General features: G+C 62.4%; 15 protein-coding genes. 5 read left to right on the plus strand and 10 right to left on the minus strand.

All coding sequences use genetic code 11. The features are described 5' to 3' along the window. The first annotated feature begins 23 nt into the window (after positions 1–23). The 4 genes from tatA (at position 24) to ppk1 (ending at position 3,793) form a co-directional block, all read left to right on the plus strand. Complete coding sequence (gene tatA, locus OP495_RS03055) at positions 24–299, plus strand: Sec-independent protein translocase subunit TatA (protein WP_280567112.1); 276 nt, start codon at positions 24–26, stop codon at positions 297–299. A 5-nt stretch (positions 300–304) separates the two neighbouring features. Beyond that, on the plus strand, positions 305–700 hold the full coding sequence (gene tatB, locus OP495_RS03060) for a Sec-independent protein translocase protein TatB (RefSeq protein WP_280562735.1): 396 nt from the start codon (positions 305–307) through the stop codon (positions 698–700). Beyond that, positions 697–1,476: a twin-arginine translocase subunit TatC gene (gene tatC / locus OP495_RS03065; protein ID WP_280567115.1), complete on the plus strand. Its 780-nt coding sequence runs from the start codon at positions 697–699 to the stop codon at positions 1,474–1,476. The genes tatB and tatC overlap by 4 nt, the downstream gene beginning before the upstream one ends. 115 nt (positions 1,477–1,591) lie before the next feature. Next, a complete protein-coding gene (ppk1, locus tag OP495_RS03070) occupies positions 1,592–3,793 on the plus strand; it encodes a polyphosphate kinase 1 (RefSeq protein WP_280567118.1) in 2,202 nt (733 codons plus the stop codon). Between the two features lie 130 nt (positions 3,794–3,923). Here ppk1 and OP495_RS03075 read toward each other — a convergent pair whose 3' ends face one another. The 7 genes from OP495_RS03075 to OP495_RS03105 all read right to left on the minus strand — a co-directional run bounded on the left by OP495_RS03075 (position 3,924) and on the right by OP495_RS03105 (position 12,924). Continuing rightward, on the minus strand, positions 3,924–6,071 hold the full coding sequence (locus tag OP495_RS03075) for a PhoX family phosphatase (protein WP_280567121.1): 2,148 nt from the start codon (positions 6,069–6,071) through the stop codon (positions 3,924–3,926). A gap of 95 nt (positions 6,072–6,166) precedes the next feature. Beyond that, complete coding sequence (locus tag OP495_RS03080) at positions 6,167–7,237, minus strand: 3-deoxy-7-phosphoheptulonate synthase (protein WP_280567125.1); 1,071 nt, start codon at positions 7,235–7,237, stop codon at positions 6,167–6,169. 508 nt (positions 7,238–7,745) lie between these two features. After that, the gene (gene folM, locus OP495_RS03085) at positions 7,746–8,459 is read right to left on the minus strand and encodes a dihydromonapterin reductase (RefSeq protein ID WP_280567127.1); all 714 of its coding nucleotides are present in this window, start codon (positions 8,457–8,459) and stop codon (positions 7,746–7,748) included. Beyond that, the gene (locus OP495_RS03090; protein ID WP_280567129.1) at positions 8,456–9,268 is read right to left on the minus strand and encodes an NAD(P)H-flavin reductase; all 813 of its coding nucleotides are present in this window, start codon (positions 9,266–9,268) and stop codon (positions 8,456–8,458) included. Before OP495_RS03090 ends, folM begins: the two co-directional genes overlap by 4 nt. Further along, positions 9,258–10,784: a 4-hydroxy-3-polyprenylbenzoate decarboxylase gene (gene ubiD, locus OP495_RS03095; RefSeq protein ID WP_280562729.1), complete on the minus strand. Its 1,527-nt coding sequence runs from the start codon at positions 10,782–10,784 to the stop codon at positions 9,258–9,260. Before ubiD ends, OP495_RS03090 begins: the two co-directional genes overlap by 11 nt. 116 nt (positions 10,785–10,900) lie before the next feature. Further along, entirely contained in the window at positions 10,901–12,160 is a 1,260-nt protein-coding gene (gene rho / locus OP495_RS03100) for a transcription termination factor Rho (RefSeq protein WP_280562728.1), read from the minus strand. A 431-nt stretch (positions 12,161–12,591) separates the two neighbouring features. Then, positions 12,592–12,924: a thioredoxin domain-containing protein gene (locus OP495_RS03105; RefSeq protein ID WP_280567130.1), complete on the minus strand. Its 333-nt coding sequence runs from the start codon at positions 12,922–12,924 to the stop codon at positions 12,592–12,594. A 119-nt stretch (positions 12,925–13,043) separates the two neighbouring features. On the opposite strand from OP495_RS03105, the gene ppx reads away from it, so the two are divergent. Further along, positions 13,044–14,543: an exopolyphosphatase gene (gene ppx / locus OP495_RS03110; RefSeq protein ID WP_280567133.1), complete on the plus strand. Its 1,500-nt coding sequence runs from the start codon at positions 13,044–13,046 to the stop codon at positions 14,541–14,543. Here the strand turns inward: ppx and tilS are convergent. From tilS to dnaE, 3 genes are all read right to left on the minus strand, one after another. After that, positions 14,530–15,843, minus strand: a complete 1,314-nt coding sequence (gene tilS, locus OP495_RS03115) for a tRNA lysidine(34) synthetase TilS (RefSeq protein ID WP_280567154.1) — start codon at positions 15,841–15,843, stop codon at positions 14,530–14,532. The genes ppx and tilS overlap by 14 nt on opposite strands. Next, the gene (locus tag OP495_RS03120) at positions 15,827–16,780 is read right to left on the minus strand and encodes an acetyl-CoA carboxylase carboxyltransferase subunit alpha (protein WP_280562724.1); all 954 of its coding nucleotides are present in this window, start codon (positions 16,778–16,780) and stop codon (positions 15,827–15,829) included. The genes tilS and OP495_RS03120 overlap by 17 nt, the downstream gene beginning before the upstream one ends. Positions 16,781–16,952: 172 nt before the next feature. Continuing rightward, positions 16,953–20,459: a DNA polymerase III subunit alpha gene (dnaE, locus tag OP495_RS03125; protein ID WP_280567155.1), complete on the minus strand. Its 3,507-nt coding sequence runs from the start codon at positions 20,457–20,459 to the stop codon at positions 16,953–16,955. Positions 20,460–20,521 lie beyond the last annotated feature (62 nt).

Genomic DNA, 20,521 nt, shown 5'->3' on the forward strand with positions numbered 1-20,521 from the left:
TCCGAGCATGAAGGAGAGCTCCCATGTTAGGTGGAATCAGTATCTGGCAACTGCTGATCGTTCTCGGCATCGTCATCCTGATCTTCGGTACCAAGAAGCTCCGCAACCTCGGCAGCGACCTGGGAGGCGCCGTTAAAGGCTTCAAGAGCGCCGTCGGCGAAGAGGAACAGCAAAAAGCGCAAGACGACGAGGACACGACGCAGCAGCGTGTCGAGCATGAGGCAAACGACGAGACGCTCGACACCCAATCGAAAGCCTCTCCATCGTCCAAGGCCGACGAAACCTCCGAGCGGAAGTAACCGCCATGTTCGATATGGGCTTTCTCGAACTGATGATCATCGGTGTCGTGGCCCTGTTGGTGCTAGGGCCCGAGCGTCTGCCCACGGCGGCGCGCACCGTGGGCCTATGGATCGGCAAGATCAAGCGCACAGTGTCCGGCATGCAGCGTGAAATCAACGCACAGCTGGAAGCCGAGGATCTGCGCCAGAAGCTCAACGAGCAACAACGCAAGCTCGATGCCGGTCTGCACAAGGTCCGCGACGGGGTCGAACGCCACGCCGACGACACCGATACGCATCACGCCAGATCACGCCGGGACCCGGCGGCACCTGGACCGGATGATGACGCCTCGGCGGCACGTCCTGCCACCTCCCGTGAAACACCCGATGCCTCGTCCGCCAAGGATTCCAACACCCCATGAGCGATACATCGTCTCGCGAGCCGGAGGAGCACGCCCAGACACCCCTGGTCGAACACCTGATCGAGCTGCGCTCGCGGCTAGTCAAGGCGGTAGCCGTGATCGTCGCCATCTTCGCGGCGCTTTACGCCTTCTCCAATGACATCTACAGCTTCGTTGCCGACCCGCTGATGGCACTCTTGCCAGAAGGCGCGCAGATGATCGCCACCGAGGTGGCCTCACCGTTCCTGGCGCCTTTCAAGCTGACGCTGTTCACGGCCTTGTTCATCGCCGTTCCCTTCGTGCTCTACCAGGCCTGGGCATTCATCGCGCCGGGCCTCTACCGGCACGAGAAGACCTTGGCATTTCCCCTGCTCGCCTCGAGCATCCTGTTGTTCTACGGCGGCGTGGCCTTCGCCTATTTCGCGGTCTTCCCCCTGTTGTTCGACTTCTTTGTCCACACCGGGCCGGAGAACGTCACGGTCATGACCGATATCAATCAGTATCTCAATTTCGTGCTCAAGCTGTTCTTCGCCTTCGGTGCGGCCTTCGAGATTCCCATCGCCACTTTCCTGCTGATCTGGACCGGCGCGACCAGTGTCGAGAGTCTCGGCAAGAAACGCCCCTACGTGCTCGTCGGCTGCTTCGTGGTCGGCATGCTGATGACACCCCCGGATGTGGTCTCCCAGAGCCTGCTCGCCGTCCCCATGTGGCTGCTGTTCGAGATCGGCATTCTCTTCGGCCGCCTGGTTCCGCGTCGCCGGCACAACACTGATGACGAGTCACATAGCGAAAGCTGATATCCCGATAGGTGGACCGCTCTTCTAGCCCGCCGCCACTGTCATATATCTGTCACATAGGAGCGTCATACTGTCGCCCCAATAGTTGGTCACCCCCGACGACAGGGAGCTCATGATGGACGGTACGCGCTCTTCCGATGTTCCCCTCGGTAGCGACAACGTCACCTCTCAGGAGGGCGGTGAAACACCCCCGCTTCGCGTCAACCGCACGCGCACGGGCATTCACGCCAAGCCCGCGCCATCCCCCGGGGCCGATCTCGACGATCCAGTACTGTACTTCAACCGTGAGCTCTCGCACCTGCAGTTCAATATCCGTGTACTCGAGCAGTCCCTGGACCCTTCGCATCCGCTGCTCAACCGGCTGATGTTCCTGCTGATCTTCTCTTCCAATCTGGACGAGTTCTTCGAGATTCGCGTGGCCGGACTCAAGCATCAGATCGCCCTGGCCCGCGAGGAAAGCGGCGCCGATGGCATGCCGCCACGCCAGGTGCTGACCGAGATATCGCGCATCGCCCACGAGCAGGTCGAGCGGCAATACCACATCCTCAACGAGACGTTGATTCCCGCGCTCGAGGAACAGGGCCTACGCTTCCGGCGCCGTACGCAGTGGACCGAGGCCCAGGCCGATTGGGTACGCGAGTATTTTGCCGAGGAGATCATGCCGGTGATCAGCCCCATCGGCCTCGACCCTTCGCATCCCTTTCCGCGCCTGGTTAACAAGAGCTTGAACTTCATCGTCGAACTCGAAGGCACCGATGCCTTCGGTCGTGAAGGGGGACTTGCCATCCTGCCCGCACCACGCTCGCTGCCACGCTTGATGCGCCTGCCACGCGAGCTGAGCGAGGCTGGCTATACCGAATATGTCTTCCTGTCGTCGATGATCCACGCCCATGCTCAGGAGGTGTTTCCCGGCATGCAGGTGCGCGGTTGCTACCAATTCCGCCTGACGCGCAACGCCGATCTGGCCGTTGACCCCGAAGACGTTTCGGACCTGGCCTCGGCCTTGCGCGGGGAACTGCTGGCACGACGCTATGGCAGCGGCGTACGCCTCGAGGTGGCCGATAATTGCCCCGACCGGTTGACGCACTTCCTGCTCACCCAGTTCGAACTCGAGGCGGCGGATCTGTACCGCGTATCCGGCCCGGTCAACCTTACCCGGCTGATGTCGGTACTCAGCGACGTCGACCGCCCCGATCTTTTGTATCGCACCTTCACGCCCGGTTTACCGCGTCAGGTCAAGAGCGACGTCAGCCTGTTCTCGCAGATCGCCCAGAACGACATTCTGCTGCACCATCCCTTCCAGTCGTTTGCACTGATCGAGGACTGGCTCCAGGAGGCCGCCAGCGATCCGGACGTGCTGGCGATCAAGCAAACCCTGTACCGAACCGGCGCCGATTCGCCCATCGTTAGCGCCCTGGTCGATGCCGCACGCAACGGTAAGGAAGTCACCGTGGTCATCGAGCTGCGGGCGCGTTTCGACGAGGCCGACAACCTCGCGCTGGCATCGCGTCTTCAGGAAGCCGGCGCCATCGTCATCTACGGCGTCATGGCCTACAAGACCCATGCCAAGATGCTCCACGTGGTCCGCCGTGAACGCGGTGCGCTGCGCTACTACGCGCATCTAGGCACCGGCAACTATCACTCCAAGACCGCCAAGTTGTACACCGACTACAGTCTGCTCACTGCCAACGAGACGCTGTGCGAAGATGTTCACAAAGTCTTTCAGCAGCTCTCGGGAATGGGCAAACCGCGTCAGATCGATACGCTCCTGCACGCGCCGTTCGTGCTGCACGACCGCCTGGTGTCGATGATTGATCGCGAAGCGCGCTACGCGGAAAAGGGTCACAAGGCACAGCTGATCATCAAGTGCAATTCGTTGACCGAGCCGCAGCTGATCCGCGCGTTGTATCGCGCTTCGCGCGCCGGCGTGCAGTGCGACCTGATCGTTCGCGGCATGTGCTGCCTGCGCCCCGGGATCGAAGGAATCTCCGACAATATCCGGGTGCGCTCGATCATCGGTCGCTTCCTGGAGCACACCCGCGTTTTCCACTTCCACAATGGCGGCAAGCCCGAAACCTGGTGCTCCAGCGCGGACTTCATGGAGCGCAACATGTTTCGCCGCGTGGAGACCTGCTTCCCACTGCTCGACAAGAAGCTCGCCCAAAGCGTGCGCAAGGACCTGGCTACCTACTTGGTGGACAACTGCCAGAGCTGGGAGCTACAAACCGATGGTCGTTATCGCCTCCTCGACGCCGGCGATGCCGAACCTGTCAGCACCCAGGAAACCCTGCTCTACGCCTACGCCGCCAAGCCCTGACCTCGAAGCTCGAAGCTCGAAGCTCGAAGCTCGAAGGCAGCCTAAAACAAACCGCCTCCGTCGCAATAAGCGGCGGAGGCGGTTCTCCTTTTAATTTCTCGACGCGTAGCGGCGCTTGTATCGCTTTCAGTTATACTCCGACCTGGCCACCATCGTCTTTCTGGATCACGACCGTGGCCGCTCGTGGACGCACGTTGTCAGCGGCAGCGCGCGTGGCATCCTGCGTCGCGGCATCGGGGTTCGCCGGCCAATTGCCGGGGTGCTGGATATTGATAAATAACGCTGTCTTGTCGGGCGTAGCGAAGATCCCCGTTACTTCGCAGCCATTGGGGCCGACCGCGAACCGCTTGAGATGCTGCTGATTGCCGGCATCCACCACCGAGGCTTGGCCACTATCGTGTGATAAGGCATTCGGCACCACCGCCAGCACTTGGTCGTTGGTCTGCTCGGCGACGCCATCGTAGCCATTATCGGTCTCGATCCAGAGGATGCCCTGGCCATCGCCCCGCGCGTCATACCACAGTCCATCGGGGCTGGCGAACTGGTTATGTTCGGTCAGCCCTGAGAGGTTGGTCGTGTCGTCCGCGGCGGCACCGAACACGAACACCTCCCAGTCGAAACGCGTGACATCATCGCCTCGCTCCCGCCAACGCAGAATCTGACCACTTTCGTTATCGGCCCGTGGATTGGCGGCATTGGTGGGAGCCGTGGCATAGCCAGCACCCGCAGCATCGATATCGCCGCCGTGGGTGTAGGTCGGCTGAGTATTCTCCGCTGTACGGTCGGCGTTGTTGGTCAACGTCATGTAGACCTCACCGGACACAGGGTCGACGGTCCCCCATTCGGGACGGTCCATCGGCGTAGCACCGAGCAGATCGGCGGCGTCGCAGGTATGCACGATGACGCCTGCCCGATCGTCCTCCGCCAGCGATAGGGCCTGCGCCAGCGTGCGCCCGTCCGCCACGCGCGCATCCGGCTCGAGGGGCAGCCACTCACCACTGCCATCGGCGTTGAATCGCGCGACGTAGAGCGTGCCTTGGTCCATATATTTGGCGCCCAAGGCCAAGCGATCGTAACCCTCACCGGGACGATTGGCATCCGTCGGATCCCATTTGGCATCGGAGACGAACTTGTAGATGTATTCATTGCGCGAGTCGTGCCCGGAGTAGAAGACTACCGGCTCTCCCGCCGTTAGTTTGCCGGGCCAGCAGCCCTCGTGGCGAAAGCGCCCCAACGCGGTGCGCTTCACCGCCCGGGATTGGCCATCGTAGGGGTCGATCTCCACGACATAACCAAAGGTGCGCGTCTCGTTACGATAGTCGTCGCGAGGCTCCTCACCCTGCGGCGTGACGTCGAAACGCGCGAACTCGTCCTCGCGCTCACCATCGGTGCCGGCGGCGGTCTCCCAGCCATAGCGGCCGCGTTCGGTGGGCAGCCCCAGGCGCGCATCATCGATATTCAACTCGCCTCGGTTGACGAAGACCTCAGGCCAGTTTTCCTCGCAGGTCAGGTAGGTGCCCCATGGCGTGAAGCCATTGGCACAATTGTTGTTGGTGCCTCGCGTGCGCGTGCCCTCCGCGGAATAACGGGTTCTGACGTAGTCGCTGCCGGCCACGGGACCTGCCAAGTCTATCGGCGTAGCGCTGGTGAAGCGGCGATTGTGGGCGTCGCCGAGCACATGTACCCAGTGGCCATCTTCCTGCTTGCGAACCCGCACGATGGTGACGCCATGGGCGTTGATCTCGGTGCGCACCTCGTCGGCGGGACGCTGGCCTGCATCGGCATTCGTCGGCCCACCGCGCGGCGCCCAGAGCGCCTTCTGGTCGATGTACTCGTTGTTGAGGGCCAGCAGGAAGTCTCGCGAGGCATTATCCTTGCCCAGCGGGAAGGCATGCATGCCGTCGTGATGCATCCCCACGCTGCGGGCCTGTGTCTCGGCGGTCATCTCCTGCTCGTGATGCCAAGTCGGCCCTTGCTCATCCAGCGGCGTGCCCCAGGGAATCAACACCTGGGCGGTATAGCCCTCGGGCACTACCACGGCATCAGTGCGCGAGCCACGCAGCGATTCGAATGCCAGCGCCAGCGGCGTCTTCTGGGCACCGCTTTCCTGCGCCCTGGCCATATTGAGACCGCCGAAGCCACCCAACATACCCAAGGCGGCCAGGCTCAGGCCGCCGCGCATGATGTCGCGTCGCGACACATGGCGTGCCATCACCGATGAAAACGGCTCGTTATTGCTAGGATTCAGGTTGCTGTGATTCTCGATTTCCTTGCTCATGGTCTCTCCTCACGGCGATCGACCGACAGGATCGTCGGGCACAAGTTATATGTGCCTTACCTTAGAGAGACGATATGACAGAAGGATGAAGTCCTTCAGGCTCGTGAGTCACGCAATCGCTCGGCGGCCAATGTCAGCAGGTGCTCGGTACCTTCCCAACCCAGGCAGGCATCGGTGATGGAGACGCCATAACGCATGGCCCCCGGCTGCAACGGCTGTTTGCCTTCGTGCAGGTGGCTTTCCAGCATCACGCCGATCACATCGCGATTGCCAGCCAGACGTTGTTCGAGCACATCGAACATGACCTCGGTCTGGCGGCGATGGTCCTTGCGTGAATTGGCATGGCTGCAGTCGATCATCAGGCGCGGCGCGATGCCGGCGTTGTGTAGCTCGCGGCGACAGGCATGCACCGAGTCCGCATCGTAGTTAGGCTTGCCATGTCCGCCCCGCAGCACGATGTGGGTATGCGGGTTGCCCTCTGCCTCGCGCATCGCCGGGCGCCCGGTATCGTCGAGGGCGAAATGACGGTGCGGGTGCGCAGCGGACTGCATCGCAGCAATGGCGACATCGACGCTGCCATCAGTACCGTTCTTGAAGCCTACTGGGGCGCGCAGGCCACTGGCGAGTTCACGATGGATCTGCGACTCGGTAGTACGCGCCCCGATGGCCACCCAACTGAGCAGGTCCTCCAGGTATGGCGCGGCCATCGGCTGCAGCAATTCGGTGGCCACGGGCATGCCCAGGGCAGCGATGTCACGCATCAAGCGCCGCGAAACCTCCAGGCCCTGCGCCATGTCGTCACTGCCATCCAGATGCGGATCATAGGCGAACCCCTTCCAACCCACGGTGGTACGCGGTTTCTCGACATAGACGCGCATGACCATCAGCAGACGGTCGTCGAGGCGCGCGGCGAGCTCACTGAGCTTTTCGGCGTATGCCAGCGCCGCGCGCGGGTCGTGAATCGAGCAGGGCCCCACCACGACCAGCAGGCGATTATCGCGGCCATCGAGAATGGCCTGGATCTCGCCACGCTGGCGTTCGATCTGCGCCTCAAGATCACTTTCCAGAGGCAGGCGCTGCTTGAGTTCACCCGGTGTGGGCAAGGGCTGATGAGAGGGTGCCGTAGCAACCTCGGAGTGTTGGGGCATCGTCAAGGGTGCGTTCATGTCGAGTCTCTTGTCTGGGCTGTCCGTCACGGGCAGACAGCGGAACTTCGTGTTCGGTGGATACCACCCAGCGTTTCACGGTCGGAGGTGGCCGCTAGAGCCGACCGGACGTCGCTAAATCGCCAATAATATAGTGCCTGCGTGCTCTGCCATGCGCCGCCGATCTCGAACATGTTTCGCTCCTATGCCATTCGTCAAAAAGGGATGGATTAAACGCAAAAACCCCCGATCGGGTTGCCGACCGGGGGTTCGAAGACGCTGGAGGCAACCCGGGGTGGGGCGTGCCTCACGGCGTATCAGGTCATGAGACCCTACCGCCGGGCACGCCGGGGCTAAACCAATACCAATAGCTAAAGCCAAAGAACGCGCGCACGGCACTTTCCGCTGCCTGAATCGGCAGGGAATGCATGCTTGCGGTGGCTGATGCTATCGACATGGGTTGACTCCTGAACATGCCCTCATCCTACACGGCTGTCGCCACTTGACAAGCCCGCGGCAGGGCTATCGCTCATCGCAAGTGACGGCCGCCGTCGACAGGCAGTATCGCACCGGTCACGAAATCGTTGTCGAGCAGATAACGCAGCGTCTGATAAATGACTCCCGGCCCCGGCACCTTGGCCATCAACGACTTAGCCTTGGCCTTCTCGGCATAGGCTTCGTCGTCACCGTCGCCCAGCATGATCAAGGCCGGCGCGATGGCGTTGACCTGAATACTCGGCGCGTACATCGCGGCAAACGACAGGGTCAGATTTTCCAGCCCCGCCTTGGTCGCCGCATAGGCGGCGTGCTTGCGCGAGCCCTTCTGGCTGACGTAATCGGTCATGTGGATGATGTCGCGCTGCGGTTCCTGGCAGGCATCCAGCAGCTCGCGGGCATGCAGGTTGATCAGGTACGGGGCCTGCATGTGCACGCGAAACAGGCGTTCGAAATTGGCGCCGGCATCGTCGTCTAGGCTGTCCGGCGCCCAGTCGCTGGCATTATGGACGATGGCACGCAGCGACGAGGTCTGTGCCTTGAGGCGTGCGAGGAAGTCGTGAATGCCCGCCTCGCTGGAAAAGTCCGCCGGCAGGGTCACCACCCCACGCCGACGCAATCCCTCCAGAGACTCACGTTCTCGACGGTAGCTCATGATCACCGGCTGGCCATCGTCGAGCAGGCGCTCCACACAATGGCGCCCCAGGCGCTGGGCGCCACCCGTGACGAGAATCGGTGATTGGCTCATGCGTCGTCCTCCGCGTGGCGCTCCCCGGGCGATAGCGGCACGCGCTCGGGCGTATCGTCCGGCAGTGGAATCAGCGGCACACGCGGAGCATAGGCAAAGACATCCGAGAAGACTCGTTCAGGATCAAGCCCCAATGGCGCCAGCGTATCGACACACGCATAGACCATGCCCGGAGAGCCGGAGAGATAGACATCGTCACCGGACACGTCCCCCAGCGCGTCGGCAAGGATCGCATCGATACGCCCGACGTGGCGTGTCACGCCCGTTGGCGTGCTCAATCCGGGGTCGCTCTCCTCGCTGACGGTGTGCATCTCGACATGCGTATGCTCGGCGGCCCATTGCAGCGCCAGGCTTTCCAGATACAGATCCCGTGGATGCTTGACCGCCCACCACAACCGAATCGGGCCCGGATGCTCGTTGGCCAGCGCAGCCTCGACGATGGCCTTCATCTGAGCGAAACCGGTGCCTGCCGCAATCAGGGTCAGCGGCCGCCGGCTGTGCGTATCCAGTACGCAGCCGCCATTGGGCAGACGCACCGTCAACTGGGCGGCATGCACTAAGATTTCGCGCAAGCGTGCCGAGTTGCTGCGTTCCGGCCAATGCTGGACGTGCAACTCGATGATGCCGTCGTCGACATGGGCGTTGGCGATGGAGAACGGCACCCAGGTATCGTCGTCCAGCTTGAGTTCCAGATACTGGCCAGGGGCATGCGCGATCGCCTCGCGGCGCCCCGTCAGATGGACGCGAAATACGTCGGTCGTCAGGTCCTCGACCGACTCGACATGGCAGCTCAGCGTCTTAGGCGTCATCGTGTCCTCGTTCGTCGCTCTGAGGCGAATGGCGGGGTGCCGGTGGCGGCGTCGTGATGCCGTATTCCTCCCAGCGCGCGTCGACACGCTGCTTGACGGCATCGTCCATGACGATGGGCGTGCCCCACTCGCGGTCGGTTTCGCCTGCCCATTTGGTAGTGGCATCGAATCCCATCTTCGAGCCCAGGCCTGGTACCGGCGAGGCGAAGTCGAGATAGTCGATCGGCGTGTTCTCGACCATGACCGTATCGCGCGCCGGATCCATGCGCGTGGTGATGGCCCAGATCACGTCTTCCCAGTTGCGCGCGTCGACATCATTATCGAGCACGATCACGAACTTGGTGTACATGAACTGGCGCAAGAAGCTCCAGACGCCCATCATCACGCGCTTGGCGTGGCCCGGGTACTGCTTTTTCATGGTCACCACCGCCATGCGGTAGGAACAGCCCTCCGGTGGCAGGTAGAAATCGACGATCTCAGGAAATTGCTTGCGCAGGATCGGCACGAACACTTCGTTGAGTGCCAGGCCAAGGACGGCGGGTTCGTCCGGCGGCCGCCCCGTATAGGTGGAATGATAGATCGGGTCGCGGCGATGCGTGATGCGCTCGACGGTGAAGACCGGGAACGTCTCGACCTCGTTGTAGTAGCCGGTATGATCGCCATAAGGGCCTTCCGGCGCCGTATCGTCGGGGTAGAGGTAACCCTCGAGAACGATTTCGCTGGACGCAGGCACTTCTAGATCGGCATGGCCGCACTTGACCAGCTCGGTGCGCGAGCCGCGTAGCAAGCCGGCGAAGGCGTATTCGGAAAGACTGTCCGGCACCGGCGTCACCGCACCGAGAATGGTCGCCGGATCGGCGCCCAGCGCTACCGCCACCGGGAACGGTTCGCCCGGGTGGGCTTGCTGCCATTCCTGAAAATCCAGCGCTCCGCCGCGATGCGAGAGCCAGCGCATGATCAGGCGGTTCTTGCCCAGTTTCTGCTGGCGGTAGATGCCCAGATTCTGGCGCTCCTTATGGGGCCCCTTGGTCACCACCAGCGACCAGGTCACCAGCGGCGCCACATCGCCCGGCCAGCAATGCTGGATCGGCAGTTGGTCGAGATCGACATCATCGCCTTCGCGGATCACTTCCTGGCATGGCGCCTTACGCAACGTCTTGGGCCCCATGCTCATCACCTGCTTGAAGATCGGCAGCTTTTCCCAGGCATCGCGGAAGCCTTTGGGCGGCTCAGGCTCCTTGAGAAACGCCAGCAGTTCGCCGACCTCGCGCAGCGCGGCTATCGAGTCCTGTCCCATGCCCAGCGCAACACGTTCAGGCGTCCCGAACAGGTTGCCCAGCAACGGCATGGCATGTCCCTTAACGTTCTCGAACAGCAACGCCGGTCCGCCCGCGCGCAGCGTGCGATCACAGATCTCGGTGACCTCCAGGTAAGGATCGACCTCCGCCGTGATTCGCTGGAGCTCGCCACGTTCCTCCAGCGCCGCGATGAAATCGCGCAAGTCCCGATATTTCATGTGGTTTTCCGTGCCAGAACGCGAAAAGGGCAGCATAACATGCCGCCCTTTCATTGACCGCCCATCGGCCTTCAGTCCGGCGCTATCTTGCACGCGTCAGCCGAGGCAGGCCAGAATCAACGTTTTTTCATGGCCTCGAAGAACTCGATATTCGTCTTCGTATCCTTCAAGCGATCGATCAGGAACTCGGTCGCGGCCACGTCTTCCATGGGATTGAGTAACTTGCGCAAGATCCACATGCGCTGCATTTCTTCCTCGGAGGCAATGAGGTCCTCGCGCCGGGTACCGGAACGTCGAATGTTGAGTGCCGGATAGACGCGCTTCTCGGCCAGCTTGCGGTCCAGATGGGCTTCCATGTTACCCGTACCCTTGAACTCCTCGAAGATCACTTCATCCATCTTCGAGCCAGTGTCGACCAGCGCGGTGGCGATAATCGTCAGACTGCCGCCCTCTTCGATGTTGCGTGCCGCACCGAAAAAGCGTTTGGGCTTCTCCAGGGCATGGGCATCGACACCACCGGTCAACACCTTGCCGGAAGACGGAACCACGGTGTTGTAGGCCCGGGCCAGGCGTGTAATGGAATCAAGCAGTACCACCACGTCGCGCTTGTGCTCGACCAATCGCTTGGCCTTTTCGATGACCATCTCCGCCACCTGGACGTGCCTAGCGGGAGGTTCATCGAAGGTCGAGGCCACCACCTCACCACGCACGGTGCGCGCCATCTCGGTGACCTCTTCGGGACGTTCATCGATCAGCAGCACGATCAGATGGCATTCGGGATTGTTGCGCGTGATCGACGTCGCGATGTTCTGCAGCATCAGCGTCTTGCCCGCCTTGGGCGGGGACACGAGCAAACCACGCTGGCCCTTGCCGATGGGCGACGTAAGATCGATTACCCGCGAGGTCAGGTCCTCCGTCGAGCCATTACCGACCTCCATCACCATGCGTTCCTGCGGGAACAGCGGCGTCAGGTTCTCGAACAGGATCTTGTGCTTGGCGTTTTCGGGCCGGTCGAAGTTGATCTGGCTGACCTTGAGCAGCGCGAAATAACGCTCCCCTTCCTTCGGCGGTCGAATCTTGCCGGCGATACTATCGCCCTTGCGCAGGTTGAAGCGACGGATCTGCGACGGCGAGACATAAATGTCATCGGGGCCGGCCAGATAGGAGCTGTCAGCACTGCGAAGAAAGCCGAAGCCATCCTGCAGGATTTCCAGCACACCATCGCCATAAATGTCTTCACCACTTTTCGCATGCTTCTTGAGAATGGCGAAGATGATGTCTTGTTTACGCGAACGTGCCAGATTGTCGATGCCCATTTCCCGGGCAATATCCAGCAGTTCGGGAACGGTTTTTTGCTTGAGTTCGGTAAGATTCATCGGTTTCGTCAGAGATTGCTCGTGTCGGCGAGGCAATGGGATTGCCGGACAAAAGACAGGAGGCGGTTGTGCGCCGCGCGGTGCGTTCAGAGGGCCCCAGGACATCCGTTCCACTCGCCGCATTCATGCTTCAAGGCATCGCCGCGCGAGGGATTGGCGAAAAACGGTATTGAGAGATTCGGTTCGCGTCGCCTGGCGCCATGCCTAGCTCCTCATCGGGAGGCTTGGCGAGACAAGAATACTTGGGGCGATCTGACGACTTGGAGGACCGCGACGGCTATGCCGCGTTAACGGTCAGGAAGCATTCGGAACAGGCGAACGTCTCGATGGTAGTCAAGGCGCCAGCCAAACGCAAGCCCACTTTGCTCATGCGTGATGCCGAGGCGCAACGACGCGTCTTATCGGGAATTGGCCATCTCCATGACACGGCCTCAATTCGCGAGCTGGTGATCGAGCCATGTCTCGAGTTGCGCAGCGGACAGCGCCCCCACGCGCGTGGTATCCAACCCCGCATCGGTAAAAAGCGCCAGGGTCGGCATGCCGCGCACACCGTACTTTTGGGCCATGGCCGTATTGAAGTCGACATCGCACAGCGCGACCTGCAACGTCGTCGCACGCGCGCCGGCCAGGGCGGACAGGCGCGGGCGCAATTCGACGCAAGGGCCACACCAGGACGCCACGAAAGCCACCAGGGTGGGTGTAGCTGCTTCCAGAACGCGGGCCTCGAAGGTGTCGTCCGTCACCTCGAATAACTGTTCGGACATGCGCCGTCTCCTGGACATTAGGCCAATTCATCATTCCCCATTGGACGCCGCATGGCGACAATTGACAAGCCTCGGGCGCCCCCGCAACCTTGCCATACTTCTGTGAAAAGGATCCTCGCATGAGCAGCCGCCATCCGGCGCCAAGGCGTCTTGCCGCCATCGACCTCGGCTCGAACAGCTTCCACCTGCTGGTCGCCAATCATTACGCCGGTCAGCTCCAGGTCGTCGCCAAGCTCGGCGAGAAGGTACAGCTGGCAGCCGGGCTCGACGCCGAAGAGTACCTCGATGACGCCGCTTCAGAGCGAGCCCTTGCCTGCCTGGAGCGCTTCGCCCCCTACCTGAGTGGCCTCGACGCTGGCGACGTGCGCATCGTGGGCACCAACGCCTTGCGCGCGGCATACAACCGTCAGACGCTGATCGACCGAGCCGAGGCGCTGATCGGCCATCCCATCGAGATCATCGCCGGCCGCGAGGAAGCGCGCCTTGTCTATCTGGGCGCCGCACATGCGTTGGCGGAAGTACACGGACGCCGACTCATCGTCGACATCGGCGGCGGCTCCACCGAGCTCATTATCGGCGAGCGTTTCGAGCCCCTGGCGTTGGAAAGCTTGCACATGGGCTGCGTGGCCTATACGCGACGCTTCTTCGCCGACGGCGCGATCACCGAGCGGCGCTTTCGCGATGCCGAACTCGCTGCGCGTTCGGAGCTCGCCAACATTCGGCGCCCCTATCAAGAGCTCGGCTGGCAGGACCCGGTCGGCTCCAGTGGCACCATCAAGGCCATCGCCGCCGTGCAGGCCGCGAGCGGAGACGCGCCGGAAGGTATGATCACGCGCCAGGGACTACAGAACCTGCGTAGCCGACTACTAAAGTGCAAGAAGCTCGACAAGGTCGTCATGGAAGGGCTCAAGAGCGACCGAGCCCGGGTATTTCCGGCGGGCGTGGCGATTCTGTGCGCCATCTTCGAGGCCTTCGAACTCGAACGCATGCGCTACTCGGATGGCGCCCTGCGCGAAGGCGTGCTGTATGATCTTCTCGGCCGCAATACCGCCGAGGATTCCCGAGCCTCGGCGCTACTCACGCTGCGTCGGCGTTTTGACGTCGACACGCGTCAAGCAAACAATGTGCGCGCCACTGCCGTGCAACTCTGCGAGCACGTCGCCGACATCTGGCCGTTGAGCCAGGAGCAGCGTCAGTTCCTGGCCTGGGCCGCCGAGTTGCACGAAGTTGGCCTCGCGGTCTCGCACAGTCAGTTTCATCGCCACGGCGCCTATCTGCTCGAAAACTCCGACCTGGCCGGTTTTTCGCGTCCCGAGCAACAGTCTCTGGCCTTTCTGGTGCGCGCCCATCGACGCAAGTTTCCCGCCAAGGAACTCGATGCCCTGCCTGCCGCCACGCGATCGACCTATGCACGACTAGCGCGACTTCTGCGCCTAGCGGTGGCCCTCAATCATTCGCGCCCCGAGGCGCCCGTCCTCGATGTCCGCCTCCAGGCCGATGGCGAGACCCTATATGTGTATCTCGATCAGGCCAGCGACCGACCGCTGTTGATGGCCGACCTCGATCAGGAAGCGCGCTATCAACGCAATGCCGGCTTTTCGCTGGTTATCGATGCCTAGACGCATCAGCATCATCAGGCATCGCCCGCAGCCGCCAGCCTTCGGCGGCGGCGATGCCCAGCACCCCGACCAGGGTATCGTCCTCCCAGGCCAGCCACAGGCGTTCGCGCTGCCACGGTGGAACGTGGCGCTCCTGCAGCAAGCGCTTGAGATCGCGCCGCCCGCGCCCTGGGAGACGCAGCGTCTCGCCACCCCGACGCAAACGCAGCGTGAGACTGACATCACGCAGAGGATCGGGAAGCAGTTGCCACGCCAGCGGACCCAGCGGTGTCACCAGGGGCGCGCGGCCATCCCAGGTCAGGAAGGTATCCGCCACCGGTGGTGCGTCCAGCGGTGCCAGCAGATAGAGATGCCCTCGCCAGCGCCTGGCTTGCGCGCCCGGCCAATCGATATGGACCTGAGCATCGTCGCGGGCCTGCAATTGATCGAGCAAGCTTTCGAGGCGCGCGCGCGGTGGCGTGGGCAGGGAGAGTCGCCGACAGGCATGGCGTACCAGCAGACGCTGGCGGGGCCGGGAAAGCGCCAGGAGATCCGCCACCGACAAGCAGGCAGCATCGTCTCCCAATGCCTGCAAGGTGTCTTCGGCCAGTTCTTCCAGCAGCGCATCGCTCTCGCCTAGGTGCTCGGCGGTGCGCGCCAGCGATGTCGCCGCGCCCGGCCAGCGTGCCGCCAGCGCTGGCATGACCGTGTGGCGCAGATAGTTGCGATCGAAGCGCTCATCGGCGTTGGACGGATCCTCGACCCAACTTAAATCGCGTGTCGCGGCTTCACGCTCCAGCGCTGCACGCGTCACGGATAGCCACGGCCGGACCATGTAACGCTCCTGCCACTCGCGCCTCTCCGGCATGCCCGCCATGCCGCGCAAACCACTTCCGCGCAGTCCCGCCAGCAACAGGCCTTCGGCCTGATCGTCGGCATGCTGTGCCAGCAGCAGGGTGTCGCCCGGTGGGACACGGCGCGCATACGCTGCAAGCCGCGCCTCACGGGCATGAGCCTCGAGGCCGTGCTCACCACGTACCACCGTGACACGCTCGACGAAGAGCGGCACGCCCAGGCGTGAACAAAGCGCTCGACAATGACGCTCGAAATCCTCGGCGGCCGGCTGCAGGTGATGATTGACGTGCACCGCATAGAGCGGCCGTGGGTGACGACGACACGCCGCCACCGCCAACGTCAGCATCAAGGAGGAATCCAGGCCGCCTGACAGCGCCACCCAAACGCAACGCCCCGGCGAGGTCATCGCCAGGGCGTCGTCGACAAGGGCATCGGGGGAAGACGATGTGTTATTGGGGCGCGCCATAACTCATCAGTCGCTCATAGCGACGCGACAACAGGGCGTCCGTCTCCATGGCCTCCAGCCGCTCGAGGCTCGCGCCGAGGGCGTCCTTGATGCCATCGGCCATCTTCTGCGGATTGCGGTGCGCGCCCCCCAGCGGCTCCTTGATCAGGGTATCGACGAAGCCCAGCTCCTTGAGGCGCTCGGCGGTAATACCCATCGCTTGCGCCGCCTCGGAGGCCTTTTCGGCGCTCTTCCACAGGATCGAGGCACAGCCTTCCGGGGAAATGACCGCATAGGTCGAATACTGCAGCATCTGCAGCTCATCGCAGACACCGATCGCCAGGGCGCCACCGGAGCCACCCTCGCCCACGACGGTGGAGATGATCGGCGTCTTGAGGCGCGACATGACCGCCAGATTGTATGCTATGGCCTCGCTCTGGCCGCGCTCCTCGGCGTCGATTCCCGGATAGGCGCCGGGAGTATCGATGAAGGTCAAGACCGGCATCTGGAAGCGCTCGGCCATTTCCATCAGCCGGCACGCCTTGCGATAGCCTTCCGGGCGCGGCATACCGAAGTTGCGCCGCACTTTCTCTTTGACATCACGCCCCTTCTGATGACCGATGACCATCACCGGTTTATCATCGAGGCGCGCCACGCCACCCACGATGGCGGCGTCATCGGCAAAGTGACGATCGCCATGCAACTCGTCGAAATCCTCGAACAAGTTGTCGAGGTAATCCAGCATGTAAGGACGCTGAGGATGACGCGAGAGCTGCGATACCTGCCAGGCGCTGAGGTCGCGAAAAATCGATTCGGTGAGCTTGTGATTCTTGTCTTCAAGCTTGCCGATTTCGTCGCTCAAGCTGATACGGCTGTCGTTACCGACCAGACGTAGTTCATCGATCTTGGCTTCCAGCTCGGCGATCGGCTGTTCAAAGTCCAGGTAGTTGGGATTCATAGAACGTCTACTTTGTGGTCTTGGGCAGCCCGGGGCCGCACGTCCGATGTCGCGCGAGGCGACGCTGTGACGGACAGGGCATGGCGCCAACCGGCCGTAAACCGGCATTATCGCACCCTGAACGCATCACGCAAGACACCGCGCGCCAGCACCATGGCCAGCGATGACGGAATCACCCACGATAACGCAGCGTAACCGCCTCCTGTCCCTCCACTTCGCGCAGGGCGATAAGTAAGTCGTCGCTGGGCGATACGCGCCAGGGCTCACCCAGTTCCAGCACGCCGCTGGCCTGGGGGTTGCGGTAGCGCACGCGTACCGGCAGCCCCTGAGGATCCCGCCACCGCGTCAAGCTATCTTGCAAATTGCGCGCGAAACGTCCATTGAGACGCGTGCCGTCCACCGCGAGTTCCACGGCCTCGCCATAGCGCGTACGCGCATCGACCATCGGCGTCACTTCCTTGCCACGCAGGCGCAGCCCGCCCGAATAATCGTCGGTACTCACTTCACCTTCGATGATCAGGACGTCATCGGCGCCGAGTTTGCCACGCATCTGCTCGTACATCTCGCCGAACAGCGAGGCCTCGATACGTCCGGTACGGTCATCCAGGGTAATGAAGGCCATGGTGTCGCCGCGCTTGGACTTCATGGTGCGCATGGCCACCACCAGCCCCGCGACACGCTGCGACTCGCCGCGCTGCGGTTTCAGATCGACGATGCGTGTCGACACGAAACGCTTGAGCTCGCTTTCGTACTCGTCGATGGGGTGGCCGGTCAGGTAGAGGCCCAGGGTATCTTTCTCTCCCGCCAGGCGCTCTTTATCTGACCAGTCGCGGGCATGGTGATAGTCGGCGTAGACATCGCCACTTTCCGGTTCGACGAAGGCGTCGCCGAACATGTCGATCATCCCCGCGCTGGCATTGGCATTGCTCTGCGACGCCGCCTTGAGCGCGGCATCCAGCGACGCCATCAACACCGCCCGGGTCGGCCCCAGGTTATCCAGCGCACCGGAGCGGATCAACGCCTCCAGCGTACGCTTGTTGAGGCGCTTGGCGTCGACACGGCGACAAAAATCGAACAGGTCGTCGAAAGCGCCGTCAGCCTCGCGCGCCTCGACGATCGCCCCGATGGGCCCTTCACCGACGCCGCGAATCGCGCCCAAACCATATACGACGCGATTTTGCTCATCGACGGTGAACTTGTAGCTGCCGATGTTGACGTCCGGCGGCGTGACCGTCAGCCCCTGCTTGCGGCATTCCTCGATCAGCGGCACGACCTTGTCGAGATTATCCATCTCGGTGGACAACACCGCTGCCATGAAGGGGGCAGGATAATGCGCCTTGAGCCACGCCGTCTGGTACGAGACCAGGCCGTAGGCTGCCGAATGCGACTTGTTGAACCCGTAACCGGCAAATTTTTCCACCAGGTCGAAGAGGTTGCCGGCCAGGTCCTTGTCGACACCGTTGGCGGCGCACCCTTCCATGAAACCGGCACGCTGCTTGGCCATTTCCTCGGGCTTCTTCTTGCCCATGGCGCGGCGCAGCATGTCGGCCTGGCCCAGGCTGTAACCCGCTATCACCTGGGCGATCTGCATCACCTGCTCTTGATAGAGGATGATGCCATAGGTGGGACCAAGCACCGGCTTGAGCAACTCGTGCTGGTAATCCGGGTGTGGATAGGCGACCTCGGCGCGACCATGCTTGCGATTGATGAAGTCGTCGACCATGCCGGATTGCAGCGGCCCCGGACGGAACAGTGCCACCAGGGCGATCATGTCCTCCAGCGAGTCCGGCTGCAGGCGTTTGATCAGCTCCTTCATGCCACGCGATTCGAGCTGGAAGACCGCCGTTGTCTCGGCCTTCTTGAGCATATCGAAGGTCGGCACGTCATCGAGCGGGATCGACGCGATATCCAGCGGCCCCTGACCTTCGCGGGCGCGCACCGTATCGACCATCTCCAGCGCCCAGTCGATGATCGTCAGCGTGCGCAACCCCAGGAAGTCGAACTTGACCAGCCCGGCTTCCTCTATGTCATTCTTGTCGTACTGCACTACCAGCCCGCTGCCGTCTTCCTCACACAGCAGTGGCGAGAAATCGGTCAGCTTGGTGGGCGCAATCACCACCCCGCCGGCGTGCTTGCCGGTGCCGCGCGTGATCCCCTCGAGCTGGAGCGCCATGTCCCAGATTTCCTGGGATTCCTCATCGTTGTCCAGATATTCCTTGAGCGACGGCTCCTGCTCGATGGCCTTGGTCAGCGTCATGCCAACCTCGAAAGGGATCAGCTTGGATAGTTTGTCGCCCATCGAATACGGCTTGCCCTGGGCACGGGCCACGTCGCGCACCACGGCCTTGGCGGCCATGGTGCCGAAGGTCACGATCTGCGAGACGGCGTCTCGCCCATAACGGCTGGCCACGTATTCGATGACCCGGTCGCGCTTCTCCATGCAGAAGTCGACGTCGAAGTCGGGCATCGACACGCGTTCCGGGTTGAGGAAACGTTCGAACAGTAGATCGTACTCGAGCGGGTCCAGGTCGGTGATCTTGAGGGCGTAGGCGACCAACGAGCCAGCTCCCGAGCCACGCCCTGGCCCCACCGGAATGTCGTTATCCTTGGCCCACTGGATGAAGTCCATGACGATCAGAAAGTACCCGGGGAAGCCCATCTCGAGAATGATATTGAGCTCGAAGTCGAGCCGCTCGCGATAGGCCCCCTCGTACTCACTGAGGTCGCGCCCGGGATAGATCGGCGTCTCGCCGGTAAAGAGCTTTTCGAGCCGCTCGGTGAGGCCGTCGTGGGAGATCTTGCGGAAGAAGCTCTCCATGCTCATGCCATCCGGCACCGAATACTCGGGCAGGAAGATTTCACCCAACGGTACATCGACGTTGCAGCGCGCAGCGATCATCACGCTGTTCTCCAGCGCTTCGGGAAGATCGGCGAACAGCTCGGCCATTTCTTGCGGGCTCTTCAGGTACTGCTCTTCACTGTAGTGGCGTTCGCGTCGTGGATCGTCGAGCGCCTTGCCCTCGCCGATCGCCACTCGCGTTTCGTGGGCCCAGAACCCCTCGCGGGTCAGGAAACGGACGTCATTGGTCGCCACGACCGGTGTCTGGGTGTCGGCCGCCAGTGCCACCGACAGATGCAGGCATTCCTCATCATGTTCGCGCCCGGTGCGCTGGATTTCCAGATAAAACCGCCCGGGGAAGGCGGCGTTCCAGGCATCGCACAGCTCGCGGGCCGCCTGGCCGTGTTCGGTCAGAAGATGACGCCCGATCTCTCCTTCACGGGCACCGGACAAAGCGATCAACCCCGCGCTGCGCTCGAAGATCCACTCCTTCTTGAGGATCCCCTGACCACGCTGCTGCCCCTCGCTCCAGCCCTGAGATATCAACTCAGTGAGATGGCGATAACCGTCGTTGTCCATCGCCAACAGCGTCAAGCGGTAAGGATGCGCCTCGTCGTGAGGATTCTCCATCCACAGGTCGGCGCCGATGATCGGCTTGAGGCCCGCGCCTTGCGTGCCCTTGTAGGCCTTGACCAGGCCGAACAGGTTGGAATCGTCGGTCACGGCCACGGCCGGCATGCCGCTTTCGGCCGTCGCCTCGATCAGCGGCTTCAAGCGCACCAGGCCATCGACCAGGGAATATTCACTGTGCACACGCAGATGAACGAAAGGCGTAGTCATGACGAGCTCTTGAGACGCAACGGACGATGCCGTCCGGGCGACACCTTCCTGAATGAATTGGG

It is taken from the genome of Chromohalobacter sp. 296-RDG (genome assembly GCF_029889885.1).
GTDB lineage: Bacteria > Pseudomonadota > Gammaproteobacteria > Pseudomonadales > Halomonadaceae > Chromohalobacter.

Bases quoted from the DNA above. Each gene is read 5' to 3' on its own strand.
- OP495_RS03120 (WP_280562724.1), bottom strand. From the start codon at position 16,780: ATGAATCCCAACTACCTGGACTTTGAACAGCCGATCGCCGAGCTGGAA.
- OP495_RS03090 (WP_280567129.1), bottom strand. From the start codon at position 9,268: ATGACGCCTAAGACGCTGAGCTGCCATGTCGAGTCGGTCGAGGACCTG.
- tilS (WP_280567154.1), bottom strand. From the start codon at position 15,843: ATGGCGCGCCCCAATAACACATCGTCTTCCCCCGATGCCCTTGTCGAC.
- tatA (WP_280567112.1), top strand. From the start codon at position 24: ATGTTAGGTGGAATCAGTATCTGGCAACTGCTGATCGTTCTCGGCATC.
- rho (WP_280562728.1), bottom strand. From the start codon at position 12,160: ATGAATCTTACCGAACTCAAGCAAAAAACCGTTCCCGAACTGCTGGAT.
- ppx (WP_280567133.1), top strand. From the start codon at position 13,044: ATGAGCAGCCGCCATCCGGCGCCAAGGCGTCTTGCCGCCATCGACCTC.
- ppk1 (WP_280567118.1), top strand. From the start codon at position 1,592: ATGGACGGTACGCGCTCTTCCGATGTTCCCCTCGGTAGCGACAACGTC.
- OP495_RS03080 (WP_280567125.1), bottom strand. From the start codon at position 7,237: ATGAACGCACCCTTGACGATGCCCCAACACTCCGAGGTTGCTACGGCA.
- OP495_RS03075 (WP_280567121.1), bottom strand. From the start codon at position 6,071: ATGAGCAAGGAAATCGAGAATCACAGCAACCTGAATCCTAGCAATAAC.
- tatB (WP_280562735.1), top strand. From the start codon at position 305: ATGTTCGATATGGGCTTTCTCGAACTGATGATCATCGGTGTCGTGGCC.
- folM (WP_280567127.1), bottom strand. From the start codon at position 8,459: ATGAGCCAATCACCGATTCTCGTCACGGGTGGCGCCCAGCGCCTGGGG.
- OP495_RS03105 (WP_280567130.1), bottom strand. From the start codon at position 12,924: ATGTCCGAACAGTTATTCGAGGTGACGGACGACACCTTCGAGGCCCGC.
- ubiD (WP_280562729.1), bottom strand. From the start codon at position 10,784: ATGAAATATCGGGACTTGCGCGATTTCATCGCGGCGCTGGAGGAACGT.
- tatC (WP_280567115.1), top strand. From the start codon at position 697: ATGAGCGATACATCGTCTCGCGAGCCGGAGGAGCACGCCCAGACACCC.
- dnaE (WP_280567155.1), bottom strand. From the start codon at position 20,459: ATGACTACGCCTTTCGTTCATCTGCGTGTGCACAGTGAATATTCCCTG.